Below are 17,905 nucleotides of genomic sequence, written 5' to 3' on the forward strand. Positions count from 1 at the left end.
ACTTGAAATAGATCATTCGTTTAATTCATCAAATTTCACATACAATAATTGAATGAGGTAACTATGAATTCTTCAGCAGCTCTAAAAGTATATACACGTAATAATTTAGATGATTCTATTAAAGAAGCAACGGTCAAAATTCTAAATCAAATTCTTGCGAATCTGATTGATTTATCACTACTTACTAAACAAGCACATTGGAATATGCGTGGTAGTAATTTTATTGCAGTCCATGAAATGTTAGATATGTTCCGCACCTCAATCATTACCCATCTAGACAATGTCGCTGAGCGTGCTGTGCAAATTGGTGGAACAGCTTTCGGTACAACCCAAACAGTTGCTGAAAGTTCACATCTTAAACCGTATCCTGTCGCGATTCATGCTGTACAAGACCATTTGAAAGAATTGGCAGATCGTTATGGTGTAGTCGCAAATCACCTTCGTGATACGATCGAAGATATTAAAGACCCAATTTCTGAAGATATTATTCATGCAGCTTTAGAAGACTTAGATCAGTATTTATGGTTCTTAGAAGCCAATATTGACCAAAACTAAGTTTAGTTTATTCAAGACGAAAAAAGAGGACAATTCAGTCCTCTTTTTTATTAGCGCTAATTATGGTTTAACCACAACCAGTACCTGAATCGCTTCTGGGGTAACAGAAAGTCCATCAAGTAGTCCTAAACCTTCTTTTTGGAATTTTTGTAAGCGCTCAATTTCATCTTGGCGAATACTTGGATTGAATTGCTTCAGATAAGTTAAACGGTCAATTTCATATTGCCATTTACTACTGTAATGCTCTTTCGCTTGCTGCATCAATTCAGGTAACGATGTTTTAGCAATATCCAAAGCTTGAGCATAACGTGTCTCAATCACATCACGGCGCGCTTTCACCACCTGACGGCAGCTATTACCATCTAAATGGTGCAAGTATGGACGTAAAATACTTGGATCAATCTTGGCAGATAAATCTTGACCATTTTCGCTCAATAAAACACGGATCAACTGCTTTGGAAGGCTTGATGGTAAGTTCAGGGCTTTTGGTGCAACCACATCCACCTTAAACCAAACTTCCAACAGAACTGAACCTTGTTTTAATGCATTTGATTTTAACAACGCAACATTGGTACTACCAAATGATTGTGTGCGGATCATTTCCATCACACTTTCAATAAATGGATGCTCAAGTGTCAAATACTGCGCATCTTCACGAATCTGAGCCTGATCACGGTAGAAAGTCGCTGTCATACCTTCTTCGTCTAAGGTCAAACCTTGAACTTGCATTTGATCAGTAGGCTTGATGATTACAGTACCATTGCTTTGCTCATCAAAATCGATATTGGTAGATGACATAAAACGTTTAACAAACATCGGCAAAGTCGTATTGTCATCATAATCTTCGAGTGCTTGTACAATACCTTGTGCAACCACTGGACGACATGAATTGTATTCTAGCAATCTGTCGCGACCAGCTTGTAATTCAGCTTCCAAAGCTTGACGTTGTACATTCACCTCTTCAAGTAAATCTTCAAAAGTCTGACCTTGATCAGCAAGCAAACAATCTTTCAACTCAACAATAAAGTTCTCTTGCAAGGTTTGCGCAGTTGGAGAGATATTGCTGAAAATATTAAGTGCTTCGTTGTACCAACGGAACATACGCTCTTGAGCGGTGCCTACCAAATATGGCACATGAATTTGGATACGGTTTTCTTGACCAATACGATCTAGTCGACCAATACGCTGTTCGAGCACATCAGGGTTTGCAGGCAAATCAAATAAAATTAAATCACTGGCAAACTGGAAGTTACGCCCTTCTGAACCAATTTCAGAGCACAGTAAAATCTGAGCACCATAACTATCTTCAGCAAAATATGCGGCGGCTTGGTCACGCTCTAATAAGCTCATGCCCTCATGGAACATTGCTGTACGAATACCTGCATGTAAACGTAGGGCATTTTCTAAAGCTTCAACTACAGGTCCACTACGTGCGATCAACAATACTTTTTTGTGCTTGAGATCTTTACGCAGTACTTCCATCAACCACGGCACACGAGGATCGGTTTCCATCCAAGAACCATCGAGCTGTCCCTCTTCAGGCCACATTTGTTCTCGCATTTTGCCGTCAAAAGACCAGTCTTCTGGTGCAGGCAATGGTGCAGGTTGACAGTCACGACCTGGGAAACCTTGAATCGCTTCACGCGTGTTACGGAATAAAATACGACCTGTACCATGACGGTCTAATAACTCATGGATCGCTCGCATACGCTGTTCTGGCTGATCATCAATACGATGACCCAATAGGCCATCTAGTACGACCAAATGCTCTTCAGTCAATGCCTCATCAGACATCAATACTTCTGCTATTTTCGCAGTATGCTGATATTGTTCTTCTTCGTCGAGGAAGCGATCTAAACTGCTAAAACGTTGTGGATCCAGTAAACGAAGTCGCGCAAAGTGACTTTCTACACCTAGTTGCTCTGGTGTGGCAGTAAGCAAAAGCACACCTGCTGTTTGTTCAGCGAGTTCTTCTACTAAATCATACCGATCATTACCGCCGTCTTCTTCACTCCACATTAAGTGATGTGCTTCATCTACGACGAGTAAGTCAAAGCCAGCTTCTACGGCTTGCTCACGTAAGTCTTCATGGTCAACCATCAAATCAACACTGGCAATAATACATTGCTCAGTTAAAAATGGATTGAGATCAGGATCGTGTTCTTTGATCGAAGCAGTACGTGTTAAATCGAAAAGTGAAAATTGCAAATTGAAACGACGGCGCATTTCAATCATCCATTGATACTGCAATGAATCAGGAACCAAAATCAGAATACGTTCTGAGCGACCCGTTTTTAATTGTTGATGGATGATTAAACCAGCTTCAATGGTTTTACCTAGCCCCACTTCATCTGCTAACAAAACACGTGGGGCAAAACGCTTACCGACTTCGTGAGCGATATAAAGTTGATGTGGAATCAATCCAACACGAGCACCAAGGAAACCACGTAAAGGACTAGTATGCATTTGCGCTTGTAATAGCATCGCTTCGATACGAAGGTCATACCATTCTTTATAATCAATTTGACTAGCAAGCAAACGCTCTAAAGGTTTTGAAAGCTGAATTTGCGCACCAATACGTGTTTCATTCAATGATTTTCGTTCTTGCTCGCCATTTTCTAAAGTACGAACAACATCATAACGAAGCACTCCATGACGATCTTCGATTGCTTCAACAATCCATTTTGAGCCTTCTTGATCTTGCACTTCATCGTTTACATTGAAAATGATACGAGATAAAGGTGCATTGTTACGTGCATACACACGTGTTTCATCACTTTTGGGGAATAAAATGCTGATAGAACGTTCATCCACATCAATAAGAACGCCTAAACCTAGTTCAGTTTCTGTATCTGATAACCAACGTTGACCAATAGCAAACTGCTGCAATTTTTCCACCTTTATCTCAAGTTAGCCTACATATTGTAGTGCCTAATTCAACGAAGAATTAATGCATTTTATGTAGTTTTCAACGATATGTATTTTGACACAAAGCGCGTTCAGATAGCGCGCATCACATCATGTTTCATAAAAAAGTTTTGGGCTAAAACGGTACAGGACAATTGAATGTCAACTGCTGAGCTGTTTTAGGATGAGTGAAGCTTAGTTCTGTCGCATGTAAACACAAACGATCATAAAGCTGTTGTTGTTCTGGCGTAGCGTACAAAGTATCACCTAAGATCGGGTGACCTAAATACTGCATATGCACACGAAGCTGATGCGAACGACCTGTAATCGGAACGAGTTGAACTCGGGTTACAGGATGTCCTTTAATTTCTAAATGTTCGATGACTTGCCATTCTGTTAATGCTGGTTTGTGATGCGATGCATCAACGATATGCAATGGCGGACGGCTTGGATCATAAATCACGGGTATATCGACGATGCCTTCATCTTCGAGATGTCCAGCAACCAAAGCTTGGTAAATTTTTGAGGTTTGACGATCTTGGAATTGGCGAGAAATATGACTCTGCCCAAATTTAGATAAACCAAAAACGAGTATTCCTGAAGTATCCCGATCTAAACGGTGAATCAGTAAAGTTTTTGGCTCTAGTTTTAATAAGCGATTGATTAAACAATCTTGCAAATCAGGTGTTTTTCCAGGTACGGTGAGTAGCCCTGCGGGTTTATGGATGACCATAAAATCTTCATCACGATGAATCAAATGTTCACTTAGAAAATCACTCAAGATAGCCTTCCAACGACTCGATGAAAACAAGCGGGCAATCATAAAAAGCTTAGACTAGAAATACAATGAAAAAATCGATTTAATTCTAATTTTTTATTCCATATCTAAAAAAACACCACAACAATAGTCATGGTGTTTCCTGATATCTGAAATTAAGCAGAAGCTTTCATTTCAGCAAATGTTTCTTTTGCTGCTTGAATGGTCTCTGCAATATCTTGATCAGAGTGTACTGAAGAAATAAAACCAGCCTCAAATGCTGAAGGTGCAAGGTAAACACCGCGTTTAAGCATACCATGGAAGAATTTCTTAAACGCACCCACATCACAGGCTAACATCGAATCAAAACTTGTGATGTCATCTTGATCTGTGAAGTACAAACCAAACATTCCTCCCACTTGCTGAGTTTTGAATGGAATACCAGCTTCATCTGCTGCAACTTGTAAACCAGCAAGCAGTTTTTCTAATTGGGCAGCTAATTTGTCATAGAATTCAGGTTCACGTAGATGCTTAAACATCGCAATACCCGCACGCATTGCCAAAGGATTTCCTGACAATGTCCCTGCCTGATACACGCCGCCTAGCGGTGCGATACACTCCATGATTTCACGTTTACCACCAAAAGCACCCACTGGTAATCCTGCACCAATGATTTTACCTAAAGTCGTTAAATCTGGTTTTACCTTATAGACTGATTGCGCTCCACCAAGAGCAACACGAAAACCTGTCATTACTTCATCAATAATGAAGACTGATTGATATTCATCACAAACATCACGAATGGCTTGCAAGAATCCTTCAATCGGCGTTACTAAATTCATGTTGCCTGCTACAGGTTCAATGATTACGCCTGCAATCTCATGACCAAACTTACTAAAACATTCTTTTAATGCTTCAATATTGTTATATGGCAAAGTTAAAGTATGTTTTGCAAAATCAACAGGTACTCCTTTAGAAGTCGGCTCCCCCTCACCCAAAGTAAGTAAACCTGAACCTGCTTTAACTAATAATGAATCAGAGTGACCATGATAACAGCCCTCAAATTTCACAATCTTGTCACGTCCTGTATAACCACGTGCCAAGCGAATTGCAGTCATCGTCGCTTCAGTTCCTGAACTGGTCATACGAACCATTTCGATCGAAGGCATAATTTCGCAAATCGTGTCTGCCAAAGTGGTTTCATGCACGGTTGGCGCACCAAAACTTAAGCCATCCTCAGCTGCGATTTGCACCGCTTTAATAATATCAGGATGTGCATGACCTAAGATCATCGGTCCCCATGAACCTACATAGTCAATATATCGTTTGCCATCAACATCCCACAGGTACGCACCTTTCGCTTTCTCAATAAAAACTGGCGTACCACCTACACCGTTAAATGCACGTACAGGTGAATTTACGCCACCTGGAATATGTTTATTCGCCTGTTTAAATAACTGTTCTTGCTTTGGAGATAAACTCATATGAGGCTCAACCTAAATCGAAATAATGGGGAGTGACTAAAGTCCCAACTTGTGAACACACAGAATTATGCAAATAATTTCGCCCATGCGCTGACACGAGCAGGAATTTCGGCTGTTGATCGTCCTAATATATCACTAATTACTGCACAAAGGCTTGCTCCAGCCTCTATCACGACTTGAGAATTTTCAACAGTTAAACCTCCAATCGCACAAATTGGCACATCATATTTTTGTTGAGCCTGTTTGATGACTTCGATTCCCACATTGCCCGCTTCTGGTTTAGTTGATGTCGCATAGACAGCACCAAATGCTACATAAGTCGCGCCTTCGGAAATTGCTTTTGCTGCCAAGTCTAAAGAGTTTAAGCAAGTACGTCCGATAATTACTCCTTGGGGTAAACGCTTAATCGCATCAGTAATTTCACCATCGGACTGCCCTAGATGCACACCTAAACCAAATTGTTCTGCTAACGCCAAATCATCATTAATGACAAAAGGGACTTGATATTTTTCACACAGGACTTTGATCAACTCCACTTCAGATGGTTGATTTATTTTTTCTATTTTTTTTCGACGATATTGCAAAATAGCTATATGACCAGTAGCTAGTGCAGTCTCTAACTTTTCTAAAAGAAGTTGAATGGGATCATCATTGGTGATGAGGTATAAACCGCGCATGAAAATTTCACTAAAAAAACGTTGGTTTCAGGGTATATTTTCTTATTTAAAAATTAAAGAGAGTGTGCACATTTACATTACTAAAAATAAACCTTAGAACAAAAAAGCTGCTATGACGCAGCTTTAGACATTTCTAATTTTAATATCTTGTTTAAGACTCAATCTTGTCAAACTTGCGATCAATTAAACTGAGACGACCACGTACAACATCAGACAACATACGCCAATCTGAAATAAAACTATAAAGCGGTTGTTTAAAACTCGCTGGTTTATTGTGTTCAAAGAAAAAGTGTCCAACCCATGCACACGCATATCCAGACAATAAACCATAAGCTAAATACTTTGCTTTACGCTGGCTAATTGCTTTACTCCAAAAATACAAACCCAGTGTACTACCTGCTACATGCAAACGTCGGCTCGCAATACTACGATGTTCAGTTAAATAAAAGCGGTAAAATTCATTATAGTCTTTAATTGGCAATGTGAATTCTACTGGCTTGTCGATCTTCGCTGGTGCATTCATGTGGATCATCCTAATCTTTAAACTCCCCACAACTTAAAGTATTTTTTGCTCAAAATAAAGTCATTGTGAGCCATCCTCAACGAGACTTAAAAGATCTTTACAATAATTTTTGAGATCAACACGTTATACTAAATTTTAGAATATTTATCAAAAATGGTCAGGAGTTATAACATCATGGAAATAGAGCTTAAATTTCAGCTACCTGAATCTAAGAAAAAAAGTGTCCTGCAATTTTTAAATAAACAATCGGCTCAGAAAATTCGTTTGCAAGCAAAATACTATGATACTGCTGATCGTCTATTAGCAAAAAATTATGTGGCTATTCGTCTGCGTCAAGAGGGTGATCATTGGGTACAAACCTTTAAAGCTGCGACTAAAAATCATTTGCAACGTATTGAAGAAGACATCTATTTAGGTAAATGTGAACAAGAACCTGAATTGGACCTTACACTTTATAAACATAATCAAACCGTTCAAAGTGTACTACGTGATGTATTAGGTGACTCGCCTACTGAACTACTACTTCAGTTCCAAACAGATGTGCAACGTACATTTCATGTTTTTGAATTTGAAAATTCGCTAATTGAAGTTTGTTTAGATGATGGTGAAATTCGTACACCTAACGATCAAGCCCAAATATGTGAAGTTGAATTTGAACTGAAACAAGGCTCACCCCAAGACCTAATTACATTCGCACATACATGGGTGAAGAAATATCAATTATGGCTAGATGTTCGCAGTAAGGCTGAACGTGGTAATTTGCTTGCCGTAACTAAACGTGTCTCTCCTGCTACTAAAGCAAAAACGCTCAAATTAGAATCTGATATTAGTGCTGATCAAGCAATCAAACAAATTGTCGAAAATACGTTAAATCATATTTTACCTAATGCAGCAGCGATTGCTGATGGTGTTGCAGAAGCGGATCATATTCACCAAGCACGTGTGGGAATAAGACGTTTGCGTTCTGCCTTAAAACATTTTTCAAACTGGTCAACTCAAGTTGATGAGTCTTGGGAAAGTCAGTTAGCTGAAATTTTTAGAGCTTTGGGTAAATCGCGTGACAATGATGCAATCCAAGATTCGGTCATTCCTTTAATTCAGAAAGTGTGTGATTTTGAATTTAAGCTTACAGCCTCTGACGCAACTAATATTGCTCAGATTTTCAGTCGGACTCAAACTACTGAGCTATTTTTATCACTACTCAACTTTAGCTATCGTGAATCTGAATCAAAGCCTAAAGTCACTAAACAAGCTGCAAAAAGTTTAACCAAGCTCTATCAAAAAATCCTCAAGGATGCAGAACATTTTTCATCACTTGCTGTAGAAGAACAGCATCGAACCCGCAAACGAGTAAAACAATTGCGTTATTGCATCGACTTTATTTCTGATCTTTATCCTGAGAAAGATGTTCAACAATTCCTAGATAAATTACAGCCAATTCAGGAATATTTAGGTTTTTATAATGATTTGTTTGTCGCTGAACATATTTTCGAGGAACAAGCTACAGAGCACCCACAATTTTTATTTGCTTTAGGTTGGGTAAAAGCACAACAACCACATGTTGCTAAGAAGGCTGCAAAGAAACTAGAGGATTTATCGATCAAAGACATTTTTTGGGATGAGGAGTGATTGCTCTGCAAGGGAAAATCACCTCACTCTGTTATCGTGCTGGTGGCATGGATGCCGCCACAAATAATCTAAATCTTAACAAAAAAAGCGGATACTCTGAAACGTCATCAGCAACCTGCGTGATATAAGCAAAGTAATGTTTCTGCGATGCATTTTAATAAATCCAAGAAATAAACAGGTTTTGCTGATGACAATGGCTTTGCCTACTTTGTCCGAAAACAAAGTAGGAAATCGTCTGCGCGAAAACATCCAAACTTTATATAGCACTTGTGGCTGTGCTATTATTTTTTAATGAAAATTAGAGTGTTAAACTATTTATTCCACTTAAATCATTTACCGATACTTCCCAAAAATCTTCCATGTTCCATTATCTGCAATCGGATCACTATAACTATCATTACGTTGCTTACGTAGTTTATCCCGTGCATCCACCAATTTAAAATGTGGTTCGACGCTTAAAATTACACCATTCATATAAAAACGGGTTCGTGTATATTCACTTTGCCCATGCTGAAAGACGTAAGTACGTAAATCTATAAACTCACGATGAGCCACCAAAGCAGCAGTGTCATCACTCCCTAACCATTCTTGCATCGCAAAAATCTGATCTGTGTCAAATTGCCCACACTTTTCGATCAATGCCGCAACACCACGAAAAGTTTTAGACTCTTTAGCGCGAGTTTTATTGATTCGAATACGATCGACGTGAAAGAAAAACAATGGCAGATTCAGATGGCTGGGTAAATGAATCGCATCCACAGGCTCATCTTCCATAAAAGGCTGACAAAGTTCCTGCGCCCTTTCAATCAATGGTTGCCATTGACGATAATACTCATCGACCTGATCTTTTAGACCATAATAAATCGGTAAACCTTCAACATGTTCCAAATATTGAGGTGGATAAATATGTTGACGAAGTAAAGCGATATCTGTTTTTAAGCTTTGAATGGCGATAGCATCTTGCATGATGATAATTCGATTTGCTTAGGCTATTTTAGATTAAGGCAAAGGTTTAGTTTCGACAAGGCTTTGACTATAATAAGACGTCTTATTTTTGTTGGAAAATGATCATGTCTCAAAAAATCAACGCCACCGATGTGACGGAAGAAGAAGCGTTAAATGCGGTGTTTTTTGAGCGTGCAGATGAATTCATCAAACTCGCCAATGAGTATTGCCGCCCACCGAAAGGTCAACCAGCAAAACCAGAGGAATTACGCGGACAAGTGAGCGCTGCTATGCTATTTGCGACTGCTCGTTTTAATACATGGGTTGCTGCAAATAACTTTAAAGATGGCAATGAAATGCGCGACGCTAAAGAGCAAGTGATGACTTATTTGCTTCAACAATTTCAAATGATGCTCGAAGATAATTTTGACGAATATTGCGAGCAGTTTGAAAACTATTTACGCTTCCGTAAAAATGAAGATTTTCATGCTCATAAACATGATCATTGACGAGTAAATTAGTCTTTAGAGATTAAATATTTATCTTCATCAGAACAAGGCATTCATTAGTTTAATGCCTTGTTCTGATTCAATAAATTAAAAAGCTGTATTAATTAGATAAGCTGTATAAGCGATAAAACTGAATAACCAAGTTCCACCTTTTAAACGCCCGATACGTCCATGCCCTTTCAAGCTGATAGTGAAAAAAAGTAGACTCAAGGTGAGTATACCCATTACCACCATATCACGCTGTAAAACCTCATGGGGTACTGTAGTAGGATGAATCATTCCAGCAAGTCCAACCACTGCCAAAGTATTGAACATATTTGAACCAATTACATTTCCTATCGCGATATCAAGTTCACCCTTTCTAGCAGCAGCGATGGATGAGGCTAACTCTGGTAATGAAGTTCCAATAGCTACAACAGTTAAACCAATAATTAATTCACTTACACCAAAGGATTGAGCAATCTCAACAGCTCCCCACACCAATAGACGTGAGCTTATAACTAATACAATTAACCCAAATATTAGTAGTGGAATAGCCTTTTTAAGAGGCATTTGATGTGTTTGTAATTCAAAATCAAATTCATGGCTTAAAACATCACTTTTACTGCGCATACCTTGCCAAATTGTCCATCCCATATAAACAAATAAAAGCAAGAACAGTAACAATGCATCATTCCGACTCAGTTCGCCATCCATGATTTGCATAATCGCTACCACTGTCACGGCTAATAAAAGAGGTAGCTCCTTACGAACTATTGTTGAATGCACCACGATGGGGTGAATGATAGCCGTCAGCCCTAGTATTAATGCAATATTAACAATGTTTGAACCATAAGCATTACCTAACGCAATACCAGGATTACCATCTAGTGCAGCCATGACCGAGACAACAAGTTCAGGAGCAGACGTACCAAATCCGACAACGATCATGCCAACCAATAATGAAGGCATTCCTAGATGATGAGCAGTTGCAGAAGCACCATCAATAAACTTGTCAGCACTCCACACTAATAAAACAATTCCAGCAAGAACAGCGATTAAAGCTAAAAGCATATTATTCCCCGCACTTTAGTTTGAAATGAGGTTTATGAATCATAAAATCTCATTTCATGCAAAAAAAATAAAGCACTTAAGTATTATTTTATTGATGACTAAAAATTAGCTTAGTCCGAAACTATTGATGCCAATTATTGTTGCGCTTTTCCATACTGATCTGCCATAACCTCAACAAACTGATCAAGCTTAATATATTTCTTAATCACAGTATCAATGTCAGATTTCGTTAGTTTAGCAATTTCCTGATCACGTTTTGCTCGATCCAGCAGTGTTTTATTGCGCTCAAGTTGACCCGTCAACATGCCATGAATCGAACGTTCATCTTCTAATGAAGTCACACGTTTCTTCATAATGTCAGCTTTTGCAGCTTCAACTTCTTGCTGAGTTACACCTTTATCAAGTAAGTCATTCAATACTTTATGCACAGACTGTGAGACTTGATCTGAGCGGCCAGCTGTATAATTTGCTGAAATACTCAGTGAACCACTTTCTGTATCTGAATCTAAATCTACACTACTACCAAATCCATAAACCAATGCATTTTTCTCTCTTAGCTCTTGTGCTAAACGAGACGAAAGCTGAGAGTTCCCCATAATGTGACTTAAAATCATCAATGCAGCAGCATCTGGATGATAAGCACCTACTGGAATTGTGAGCACACTTTGATAACTTCCAAACTCACGTTGCTCAGATAAGGCATGAACTTTTTGAGCTTTAAATGCTACAAATGGAGTGACTATCTTTTGATATGGCTGTTTCGTCTTCCATTTTCCAAATGCATTTTCTAGAGTTTTCTGTATTTTTATAGCATCAAAATCACCAGTCACTGCAATTTGCGCATGATTGGTCATGAAGAATTGATCATAAAATTGCTTAACCTGTGACTGAGTGGCATCTTTAAGCTGTTGTTTAGTCAACTCAGGTTCAAAATGATAACGCAAGTCACCTGGTTGATAGGTTTCAAGTAGCCTTGCTAAAGTCATTGATGATACGATCGCTGGTTCTGTATAAGGACGATCTAAAGCAGATAAACTCTGATTTTTAGCCAAATCGAATTCAGACTGAGAAAACTTAGGTTGTTTAATGACATCAATGATAAAACTTAAAAAGTCTTCAAATTTGTCTTTTTTAGCCTGAACCACAATGGTCATTCCATTACCATTCGAACTCACCGATGCTCCCCCACTTGCAGCAATCGCCTTATCGGTAATTTCTTGTAAAGTATGTTTTTCTGAACCACGTAGCATCAAATAACTGGTTAAATCTAAAATAACACCTTTACCGAATAAAGATTTCTCATTACCAAAATCTAAACTAATCGTGGCATAGGTTTTATCATCACGAGTTGGGGTTGGGAATAAAGCATAACGAATGCCATTCTTTAATTCGCCTCGTTGAATCTTCTTTTCATTCTTTTGTAACTGCTGGGCAGATTGTTCGATGAACTGTTTGACCTCTTGCTGATAAACACTTGGATCTTTCAGCGGTTCAGCTTGCTCAGTATTTTGATCTAAGGTTTTTGGTTTATCTTCAGCTTTTAAAGTCATCGCTTTTTTCTGATCTTCTGGAGTAGGCAAAATGTCCCCAGAAATTCGATGTGAAGCGACTAAAAATTGTTTTAAAGTTTGATTAGCATCTTCAAGTTTTAGGTTCTGAATCGCCTCTAAGTCTCTAAAGTATTCATCCCACTGACCGTGTGAAGACACAGCATAATCACTCAAACGTGAGCCTAAAGCGACTGCATCATTTGCAATCGTATCGGCTGTATTTTGAGTAATATTTTTTATACGTTGTAATTCTGCATCAGTAAAAGTTTTACTATTTTCAACCCCATCAACTAGAGCATCACCCACTTTTTTCGCATCATGATTAGGTGCGTAAATCGCCCCCATAAATACGACATTAAAGTCTTGATCTAACCAAGTGGTTGATTGGACTGCTGTACTAATTCCTGTTTCAACCATACTTTTATATAAAGTTCCACTCGGTTGCATCGTAAATAATGCTGGAGCGAGCGCTAAAGCTGGCTGTAATTTTTCATTCTTGCCATTCATATAAATATTAAACTTGGCAAGATCACTTCCCTTTTGTACCGTAAACTGGCGTTGTTCAATTTTACTTGAATCTAAAACAGGGACTTGTACTGGGTTTGGAATTTTACGTGCTGGAATAGGGCTAAAATACTGATCAATTTTCTGTAAAACTTCTGTTTTATCGAATTTACCAGAGATCACCATGACCGCATTATTAGGTGCATACCAAGTTTTATAAAACTGGTTCAGCTCATTCATTTTGATCGATTTCAATTCAGGTAGATCACCAATCGGCAAACGCCCTAAATATTGATTTCCGTAGGCAGCTTTCCACATTTGATCCATCAATACCGCAAATGGCTGATCCATACGGATTTCACGTTCACGTTTCACAATTTCAATTTCTGATGGAACAAATTTCTCCTGAAGCACCAATTTATCCATGCGTTCAGATTCTAAATACAGAATCTCATTGAGCGCATTTTTCTCTGGACGAACAATATTCAAATACTTAGTTGAATAATAATCCGTGCTTGCATTTGTCATTAAGGTATATTGATCAAGGCGACGTTGAAATTCCTCACCTTTTACATTTTGTGTTCCTTTAAAAGCCAAATGTTCAAGCAGGTGAGCCAAACCACCTTTGCCCTTTGGATCATTCAAAGAACCTGTCATATAAACTGTATTTACAAAGACTTTATTTTCTTTTTCATTTGGGGCGAGAATAACTCTAAAGCCGTTGTCTAATTTATATTCTTCGATATTTTTTTCAGTTTTTACGAGTACAGCCTGAGACCATGAAGCTGCGCTCACCCCAAGTAAACAAAGAGAGAGTGTAAGTTGCTTAAACCGCATTAACATAGATTATCCGAATATTTTTGATGATTTAAATAAATACAAGCGTCCATACTAGTAAACAGCATAGTTTTTTAATAGTTATATTTTGAAAAAAGCTGTTCACTTAAACAGCTTTTTTCATTGTTTTTATTCGTTTTTTGTTACAAGCTAAATAGATAGTTCAGCCTGCATATATAACTTTGCATATCCCGAAATTTCAATACGCTCTGCTGACTCAATGAAGCATTCCAAAATGCCACCACGTGCTGATGCTTGATATGCAACTAATCGTTGTTTGTTCAGTTTTTCTGCCCAAAGTGGAACAATTGCCGTATGAATCGAACCTGTTACAGGATCTTCATCTATCCCAATCGCAGGAGCAAAATAACGTGACACGCAATCGAACTTTCCATCCTCACCCTTTGCAGTTATTGCAATATCAGGTTGAGATGCAGTAATTGCTGTACGTACCTGTCCTAATTGTTTTAATTTCTCTAGGTTCGGTTGCTCATCCAATACATCTTGGACAGACTCATATTCAACAATATAGGCTTGAGCATTTAAATAAACTGCCTTAAATGGCTTGGTTAAGCCATCACGTAAAGCTTGTGGATAATCAGAAACCTGTTCAGCTTTACGAATCGGAAAATTCATTTTGATTTTCCCATCAGCATCTTGAGTAACTACAAAAATTCCAAGTTGACGGACATGAAACTGTATGGTCTTCGCTTCTGTAAAATCTTTAAATAAAACATAAGCACTAGCTAAAGTTGCATGTCCACAAAAGGCAACCTCATCTGTCGGTGAAAACCAGCGTATTTCGTAATTAGCATCATCTATTTTTCGGACAAAAGCTGTTTCTGATAGATTATTTTCTAATGCGATATTTTGCATTAAATGCTCATCTAACCAATTATCCAAAACTATAACCGCTGCAGGATTGCCCTTGAATAATTCTTTGGTGAAAGCATCAACTTGATACATTTTCATAACAGCAAACTCTTCATAATTTTCAGCATATTTTGAACAAATGATCTAAAAATACTAGATACAGTTTTTTTAAAATTTACGATACAACTAAAAAGGTCAACACAGAATTAATATGAAATATATAGAACAAAAAAAGAGCGGTTTAACCGCTCTTTTAAAATCATGAATAGATTAATCACCCATATGTTCAATAATTGCTTGACCAAATTCAGAGCAACGTACCAAGGTTGCACCAGGCATTAAACGCTCGAAATCATAGGTCACTGTTTTTGCTTCAATCGCACCTGATACACCTTTAATAATCAGATCAGCAGCTTCAATCCATCCCATATCACGCAGCATCATCTCAGCAGAAAGGATAATCGAACCTGGATTTACCTTATCTTGTCCCGCATATTTTGGTGCTGTACCATGTGTCGCTTCATACACCGCAATCGCACCACCAATATTTGCACCTGGCGCAATACCAATACCACCAACTTCTGCTGCAAGCGCATCAGAAATATAGTCACCATTTAAATTAAGCGTGGCAATAACTGAATAATCCGCTGGACGCATAAGAATTTGCTGTAAAAATGCATCTGCAATCACATCTTTAATAATGATGTCTTTGCCTGTTTTTGGATTTTTAATTTTAACCCAAGGACCACCATCTAATAGTTCTCCGCCAAAACGCTCCATCGCTAGCTCATAGCCCCACTCTTTGAAGGCACCTTCGGTGTACTTCATGATATTGCCTTTATGGACAAGCGTCACTGAAGGTTTATCATTATCAATTGCAAACTGAATGGCTTTACGGACAAGACGTTGAGTACCCTCTTTTGAAACAGGTTTAATCCCAATACCACAACCTTCATCAAAACGGATTTTTGTTACGCCCATTTCTTCTTTTAGAAATTTGATAACTTTTTTAGCTTCATCCGAATCTGCTTTCCATTCAATCCCTGCATAAATATCTTCAGAGTTCTCACGAAAAATAACCATGTCTGTTAACTCAGGATGTTGCACAGGTGATGGTACACCTTCAAACCAACGCACTGGTCTAACACAGACATACAAATCAAGTTCTTGTCTGAGCGCAACATTTAATGAACGGATACCACCACCAACAGGAGTGGTTAAAGGACCTTTGATTGAAACAATAAATTCACGTAATGCTTCGAAAGTCTCTTCTGGCATATAAGTGCCATATATTTTATCTGCTTTTTCGCCGCAATATACTTCCATCCACTCAATTGAACGTTTACCACCATACGCTTTTAGAACAGCAGCATCTACTACTGCCTTCATAGCTGGTGTAATATCCACACCAATACCATCACCTTCTATAAAAGGAATGATTGGATGATTTGGAACATTCAGTGACAGGTCTGCGTTTACTGTGATTTTGTCACCGTCAGCAGGAACCACGATCTTCTGATAACCCATTTTACAGGTTCTCCCTCATGTGTATCTTGCGAGTAAATGTATGCCTTCTATGGCATACTTTCGTTGTTATTACATGAAACAGTTTAATCCATAAGCAAGGTTTTTGAGATTTATAGGAGAAATACAAACATTTCTCTCTTAAATAAAAAGCTTTATGTCATGGTGCCACTTAAAGCCAAAGTAGTATATTCATATGAAAATAGTTGTATTTAATAAACCTTTTGACGTGTTGTCACAGTTTCGTGAGGATGAGGCGCATTTAACGCTGTCACATTTTATCCACGATCCTGATTTACGTCTTGCGGGTCGCCTTGACCTCGATTCTGAAGGCCTCATGTTCCTGACTGATCACGGCGGTTTAAACCAGTACATCACCAATCCAACCAATAAAAAATTTAAAACTTATCTCGCACAAGTTGATGGTGATGTCACAGAAGAAGCGCTAGAACAGCTACGTAAAGGTGTTGAGCTTGCTGATGGTATGACACTCCCTGCAAAAGCAATTAAGGTTGATCAACCTGAGTGGTTGTGGGATCGTGATCCACCTGTTCGCTTCCGTGCCAACATCCCAACGAGTTGGATTGAACTTCAGATTTGTGAAGGTCGTAACCGTCAAGTTCGTCGTATGACAGCTGCTGTTGGTTTTCCGACATTACGTTTAATTCGTACTAAGATTGGTGCCATCGACCTTGTACGTTTAGGTTTACAACCTGGTGAACAAAAAGAGATCGAACCTTTACTTTATCCTGATTTTAAAGATCTTCCTGAAGATAAGCCTTATCGTTCTCGCTCATACGTGAAAAAACCAGGCGGCACTGGTGGTAAACCAATGCATCAGAAAAAGAAAGAAGGCGATAAAAAAGACCCAAATAAGAAGAAGTCTGGTACTAAGCGTATTTGGCAAATGGATGAAAGTGAGAAACCACGTCGCAAGACTAATGGCACAACACGACCAAATACCAAAGCTCCACGCGGACGTAGCCGAAATAGTCGTTAGAATTTAGATGTTTTAAAGCCCACGGAAGTGGGCTTTTTAAATTTGTATAGTTTGTATTTTCTATAAATCAGCTTTCTTCAAAAAGAGATTTACACCATAAAATGGATGGTTGGTTTGATATACATGAATAAGTAATTCATATTTTACTGAACGCCCATTTATACTTTCATAAAAAAAATCTAATGAATCTTCCAATTCTTTTTTTTGATTTAATTGATCTATTTGAAATTGTGCCAATTCAAATCTAATTTCCTCTGATGTAGATGCTTTTACGGTACTAAGTTTTTTTAAAATCTCCTTACTCTTCGGGTGTGTTATTCTCAAATTAAAAGCATCTCCTCCCAAATTTTCTAGAGTGTAATTGATCACAAGAAATACTATATTATGGTTAATATCTATCTTAGGATCTGTGCTACTGCCATAAACGGGAGAATTTACTTTAGATTGAGAAATAATAAATCTTGGTTCGAGCATCTTATGCTGTTCATCGAGTTGTTGTCTTTGAAGTTGCACTAATTCAACTTGCTGTTTTATCCCTTCTCTCATCTCATCAATCTGAAGTTGAAGCGCTCTTTCTT

General features: G+C 38.3%; 15 protein-coding genes. 4 read left to right on the top strand and 11 right to left on the bottom strand.

Going from position 1 to position 17,905, the window contains the following annotated elements; all coding sequences use genetic code 11:
- The first annotated feature begins 63 nt into the window (after positions 1-63).
- Positions 64-555, top strand: coding sequence for a DNA starvation/stationary phase protection protein Dps (gene dps / locus A2003_RS04635; protein WP_112986980.1), 492 nt, complete (start codon positions 64-66; stop codon positions 553-555).
- A 60-nt stretch (positions 556-615) separates the two neighbouring features.
- On the opposite strand, the gene rapA is transcribed toward dps, so the two are convergent.
- The 5 genes from rapA to A2003_RS04660 all read right to left on the bottom strand — a co-directional run bounded on the left by rapA (position 616) and on the right by A2003_RS04660 (position 6,903).
- On the bottom strand, positions 616-3,453 hold the full coding sequence (rapA, locus tag A2003_RS04640) for an RNA polymerase-associated protein RapA (protein ID WP_112986979.1): 2,838 nt from the start codon (positions 3,451-3,453) through the stop codon (positions 616-618).
- A gap of 145 nt (positions 3,454-3,598) precedes the next feature.
- Complete coding sequence (locus A2003_RS04645; protein WP_171293774.1) at positions 3,599-4,243, bottom strand: RluA family pseudouridine synthase; 645 nt, start codon at positions 4,241-4,243, stop codon at positions 3,599-3,601.
- 152 nt (positions 4,244-4,395) lie between these two features.
- The gene (gene hemL / locus A2003_RS04650; protein WP_112986977.1) at positions 4,396-5,703 is read right to left on the bottom strand and encodes a glutamate-1-semialdehyde 2,1-aminomutase; all 1,308 of its coding nucleotides are present in this window, start codon (positions 5,701-5,703) and stop codon (positions 4,396-4,398) included.
- A gap of 65 nt (positions 5,704-5,768) precedes the next feature.
- Entirely contained in the window at positions 5,769-6,380 is a 612-nt protein-coding gene (gene thiE / locus A2003_RS04655; protein ID WP_042891131.1) for a thiamine phosphate synthase, read from the bottom strand.
- A gap of 151 nt (positions 6,381-6,531) precedes the next feature.
- A complete protein-coding gene (locus A2003_RS04660; protein WP_112986976.1) occupies positions 6,532-6,903 on the bottom strand; it encodes an Mpo1-like protein in 372 nt (123 codons plus the stop codon).
- A gap of 174 nt (positions 6,904-7,077) precedes the next feature.
- Here A2003_RS04660 and A2003_RS04665 point away from each other — a divergent pair, with 174 nt between their 5' ends.
- Positions 7,078-8,532: a CYTH and CHAD domain-containing protein gene (locus tag A2003_RS04665; RefSeq protein ID WP_112986975.1), complete on the top strand. Its 1,455-nt coding sequence runs from the start codon at positions 7,078-7,080 to the stop codon at positions 8,530-8,532.
- 333 nt (positions 8,533-8,865) lie between these two features.
- Here A2003_RS04665 and A2003_RS04670 read toward each other — a convergent pair whose 3' ends face one another.
- Positions 8,866-9,498, bottom strand: coding sequence for a hypothetical protein (locus A2003_RS04670; RefSeq protein ID WP_112986974.1), 633 nt, complete (start codon positions 9,496-9,498; stop codon positions 8,866-8,868).
- Positions 9,499-9,602: 104 nt separating this feature from the next.
- Here A2003_RS04670 and A2003_RS04675 point away from each other — a divergent pair, with 104 nt between their 5' ends.
- Positions 9,603-9,986 carry a DUF3144 domain-containing protein gene (locus tag A2003_RS04675; protein WP_004912579.1) on the top strand — a complete coding sequence of 128 codons (384 nt, stop codon included), beginning with the start codon at positions 9,603-9,605 and terminating at the stop codon, positions 9,984-9,986.
- Between the two features lie 87 nt (positions 9,987-10,073).
- Here A2003_RS04675 and A2003_RS04680 read toward each other — a convergent pair whose 3' ends face one another.
- The 4 genes from A2003_RS04680 to icd form a co-directional block, all read right to left on the bottom strand.
- Positions 10,074-11,039, bottom strand: a complete 966-nt coding sequence (locus A2003_RS04680; RefSeq protein WP_112986973.1) for a calcium/sodium antiporter — start codon at positions 11,037-11,039, stop codon at positions 10,074-10,076.
- Between the two features lie 134 nt (positions 11,040-11,173).
- Positions 11,174-13,936, bottom strand: coding sequence for a M16 family metallopeptidase (locus A2003_RS04685; protein WP_112986972.1), 2,763 nt, complete (start codon positions 13,934-13,936; stop codon positions 11,174-11,176).
- Between the two features lie 144 nt (positions 13,937-14,080).
- Positions 14,081-14,902, bottom strand: coding sequence for a PhzF family phenazine biosynthesis protein (locus tag A2003_RS04690; RefSeq protein WP_112986971.1), 822 nt, complete (start codon positions 14,900-14,902; stop codon positions 14,081-14,083).
- A 171-nt stretch (positions 14,903-15,073) separates the two neighbouring features.
- Complete coding sequence (gene icd, locus A2003_RS04695; RefSeq protein WP_087540023.1) at positions 15,074-16,330, bottom strand: NADP-dependent isocitrate dehydrogenase; 1,257 nt, start codon at positions 16,328-16,330, stop codon at positions 15,074-15,076.
- Positions 16,331-16,523: 193 nt separating this feature from the next.
- On the opposite strand from icd, the gene A2003_RS04700 reads away from it, so the two are divergent.
- Positions 16,524-17,327, top strand: coding sequence for an rRNA large subunit pseudouridine synthase E (locus tag A2003_RS04700; protein ID WP_004912587.1), 804 nt, complete (start codon positions 16,524-16,526; stop codon positions 17,325-17,327).
- Between the two features lie 60 nt (positions 17,328-17,387).
- Here A2003_RS04700 and A2003_RS04705 read toward each other — a convergent pair.
- Positions 17,388-17,905: hypothetical protein (locus A2003_RS04705; RefSeq protein ID WP_286686876.1), on the bottom strand; the 518-nt coding region annotated here is incomplete at its 5' end.

This window comes from Acinetobacter sp. GWC1_38_13 (assembly GCF_001767535.1).
Lineage (GTDB): Bacteria > Pseudomonadota > Gammaproteobacteria > Pseudomonadales > Moraxellaceae > Acinetobacter > Acinetobacter junii.

Excerpts from the sequence above, each read along its gene's own strand:
- A2003_RS04700 (WP_004912587.1), top strand. The coding sequence starts at position 16,524 with ATGAAAATAGTTGTATTTAATAAACCTTTTGACGTGTTGTCACAGTTT.
- thiE (WP_042891131.1), bottom strand. The coding sequence starts at position 6,380 with ATGCGCGGTTTATACCTCATCACCAATGATGATCCCATTCAACTTCTT.
- A2003_RS04675 (WP_004912579.1), top strand. The coding sequence starts at position 9,603 with ATGTCTCAAAAAATCAACGCCACCGATGTGACGGAAGAAGAAGCGTTA.
- A2003_RS04660 (WP_112986976.1), bottom strand. The coding sequence starts at position 6,903 with ATGAATGCACCAGCGAAGATCGACAAGCCAGTAGAATTCACATTGCCA.
- A2003_RS04665 (WP_112986975.1), top strand. The coding sequence starts at position 7,078 with ATGGAAATAGAGCTTAAATTTCAGCTACCTGAATCTAAGAAAAAAAGT.
- A2003_RS04680 (WP_112986973.1), bottom strand. The coding sequence starts at position 11,039 with ATGCTTTTAGCTTTAATCGCTGTTCTTGCTGGAATTGTTTTATTAGTG.
- icd (WP_087540023.1), bottom strand. The coding sequence starts at position 16,330 with ATGGGTTATCAGAAGATCGTGGTTCCTGCTGACGGTGACAAAATCACA.
- dps (WP_112986980.1), top strand. The coding sequence starts at position 64 with ATGAATTCTTCAGCAGCTCTAAAAGTATATACACGTAATAATTTAGAT.
- A2003_RS04670 (WP_112986974.1), bottom strand. The coding sequence starts at position 9,498 with ATGCAAGATGCTATCGCCATTCAAAGCTTAAAAACAGATATCGCTTTA.
- A2003_RS04690 (WP_112986971.1), bottom strand. The coding sequence starts at position 14,902 with ATGAAAATGTATCAAGTTGATGCTTTCACCAAAGAATTATTCAAGGGC.
- hemL (WP_112986977.1), bottom strand. The coding sequence starts at position 5,703 with ATGAGTTTATCTCCAAAGCAAGAACAGTTATTTAAACAGGCGAATAAA.
- A2003_RS04685 (WP_112986972.1), bottom strand. The coding sequence starts at position 13,936 with ATGTTAATGCGGTTTAAGCAACTTACACTCTCTCTTTGTTTACTTGGG.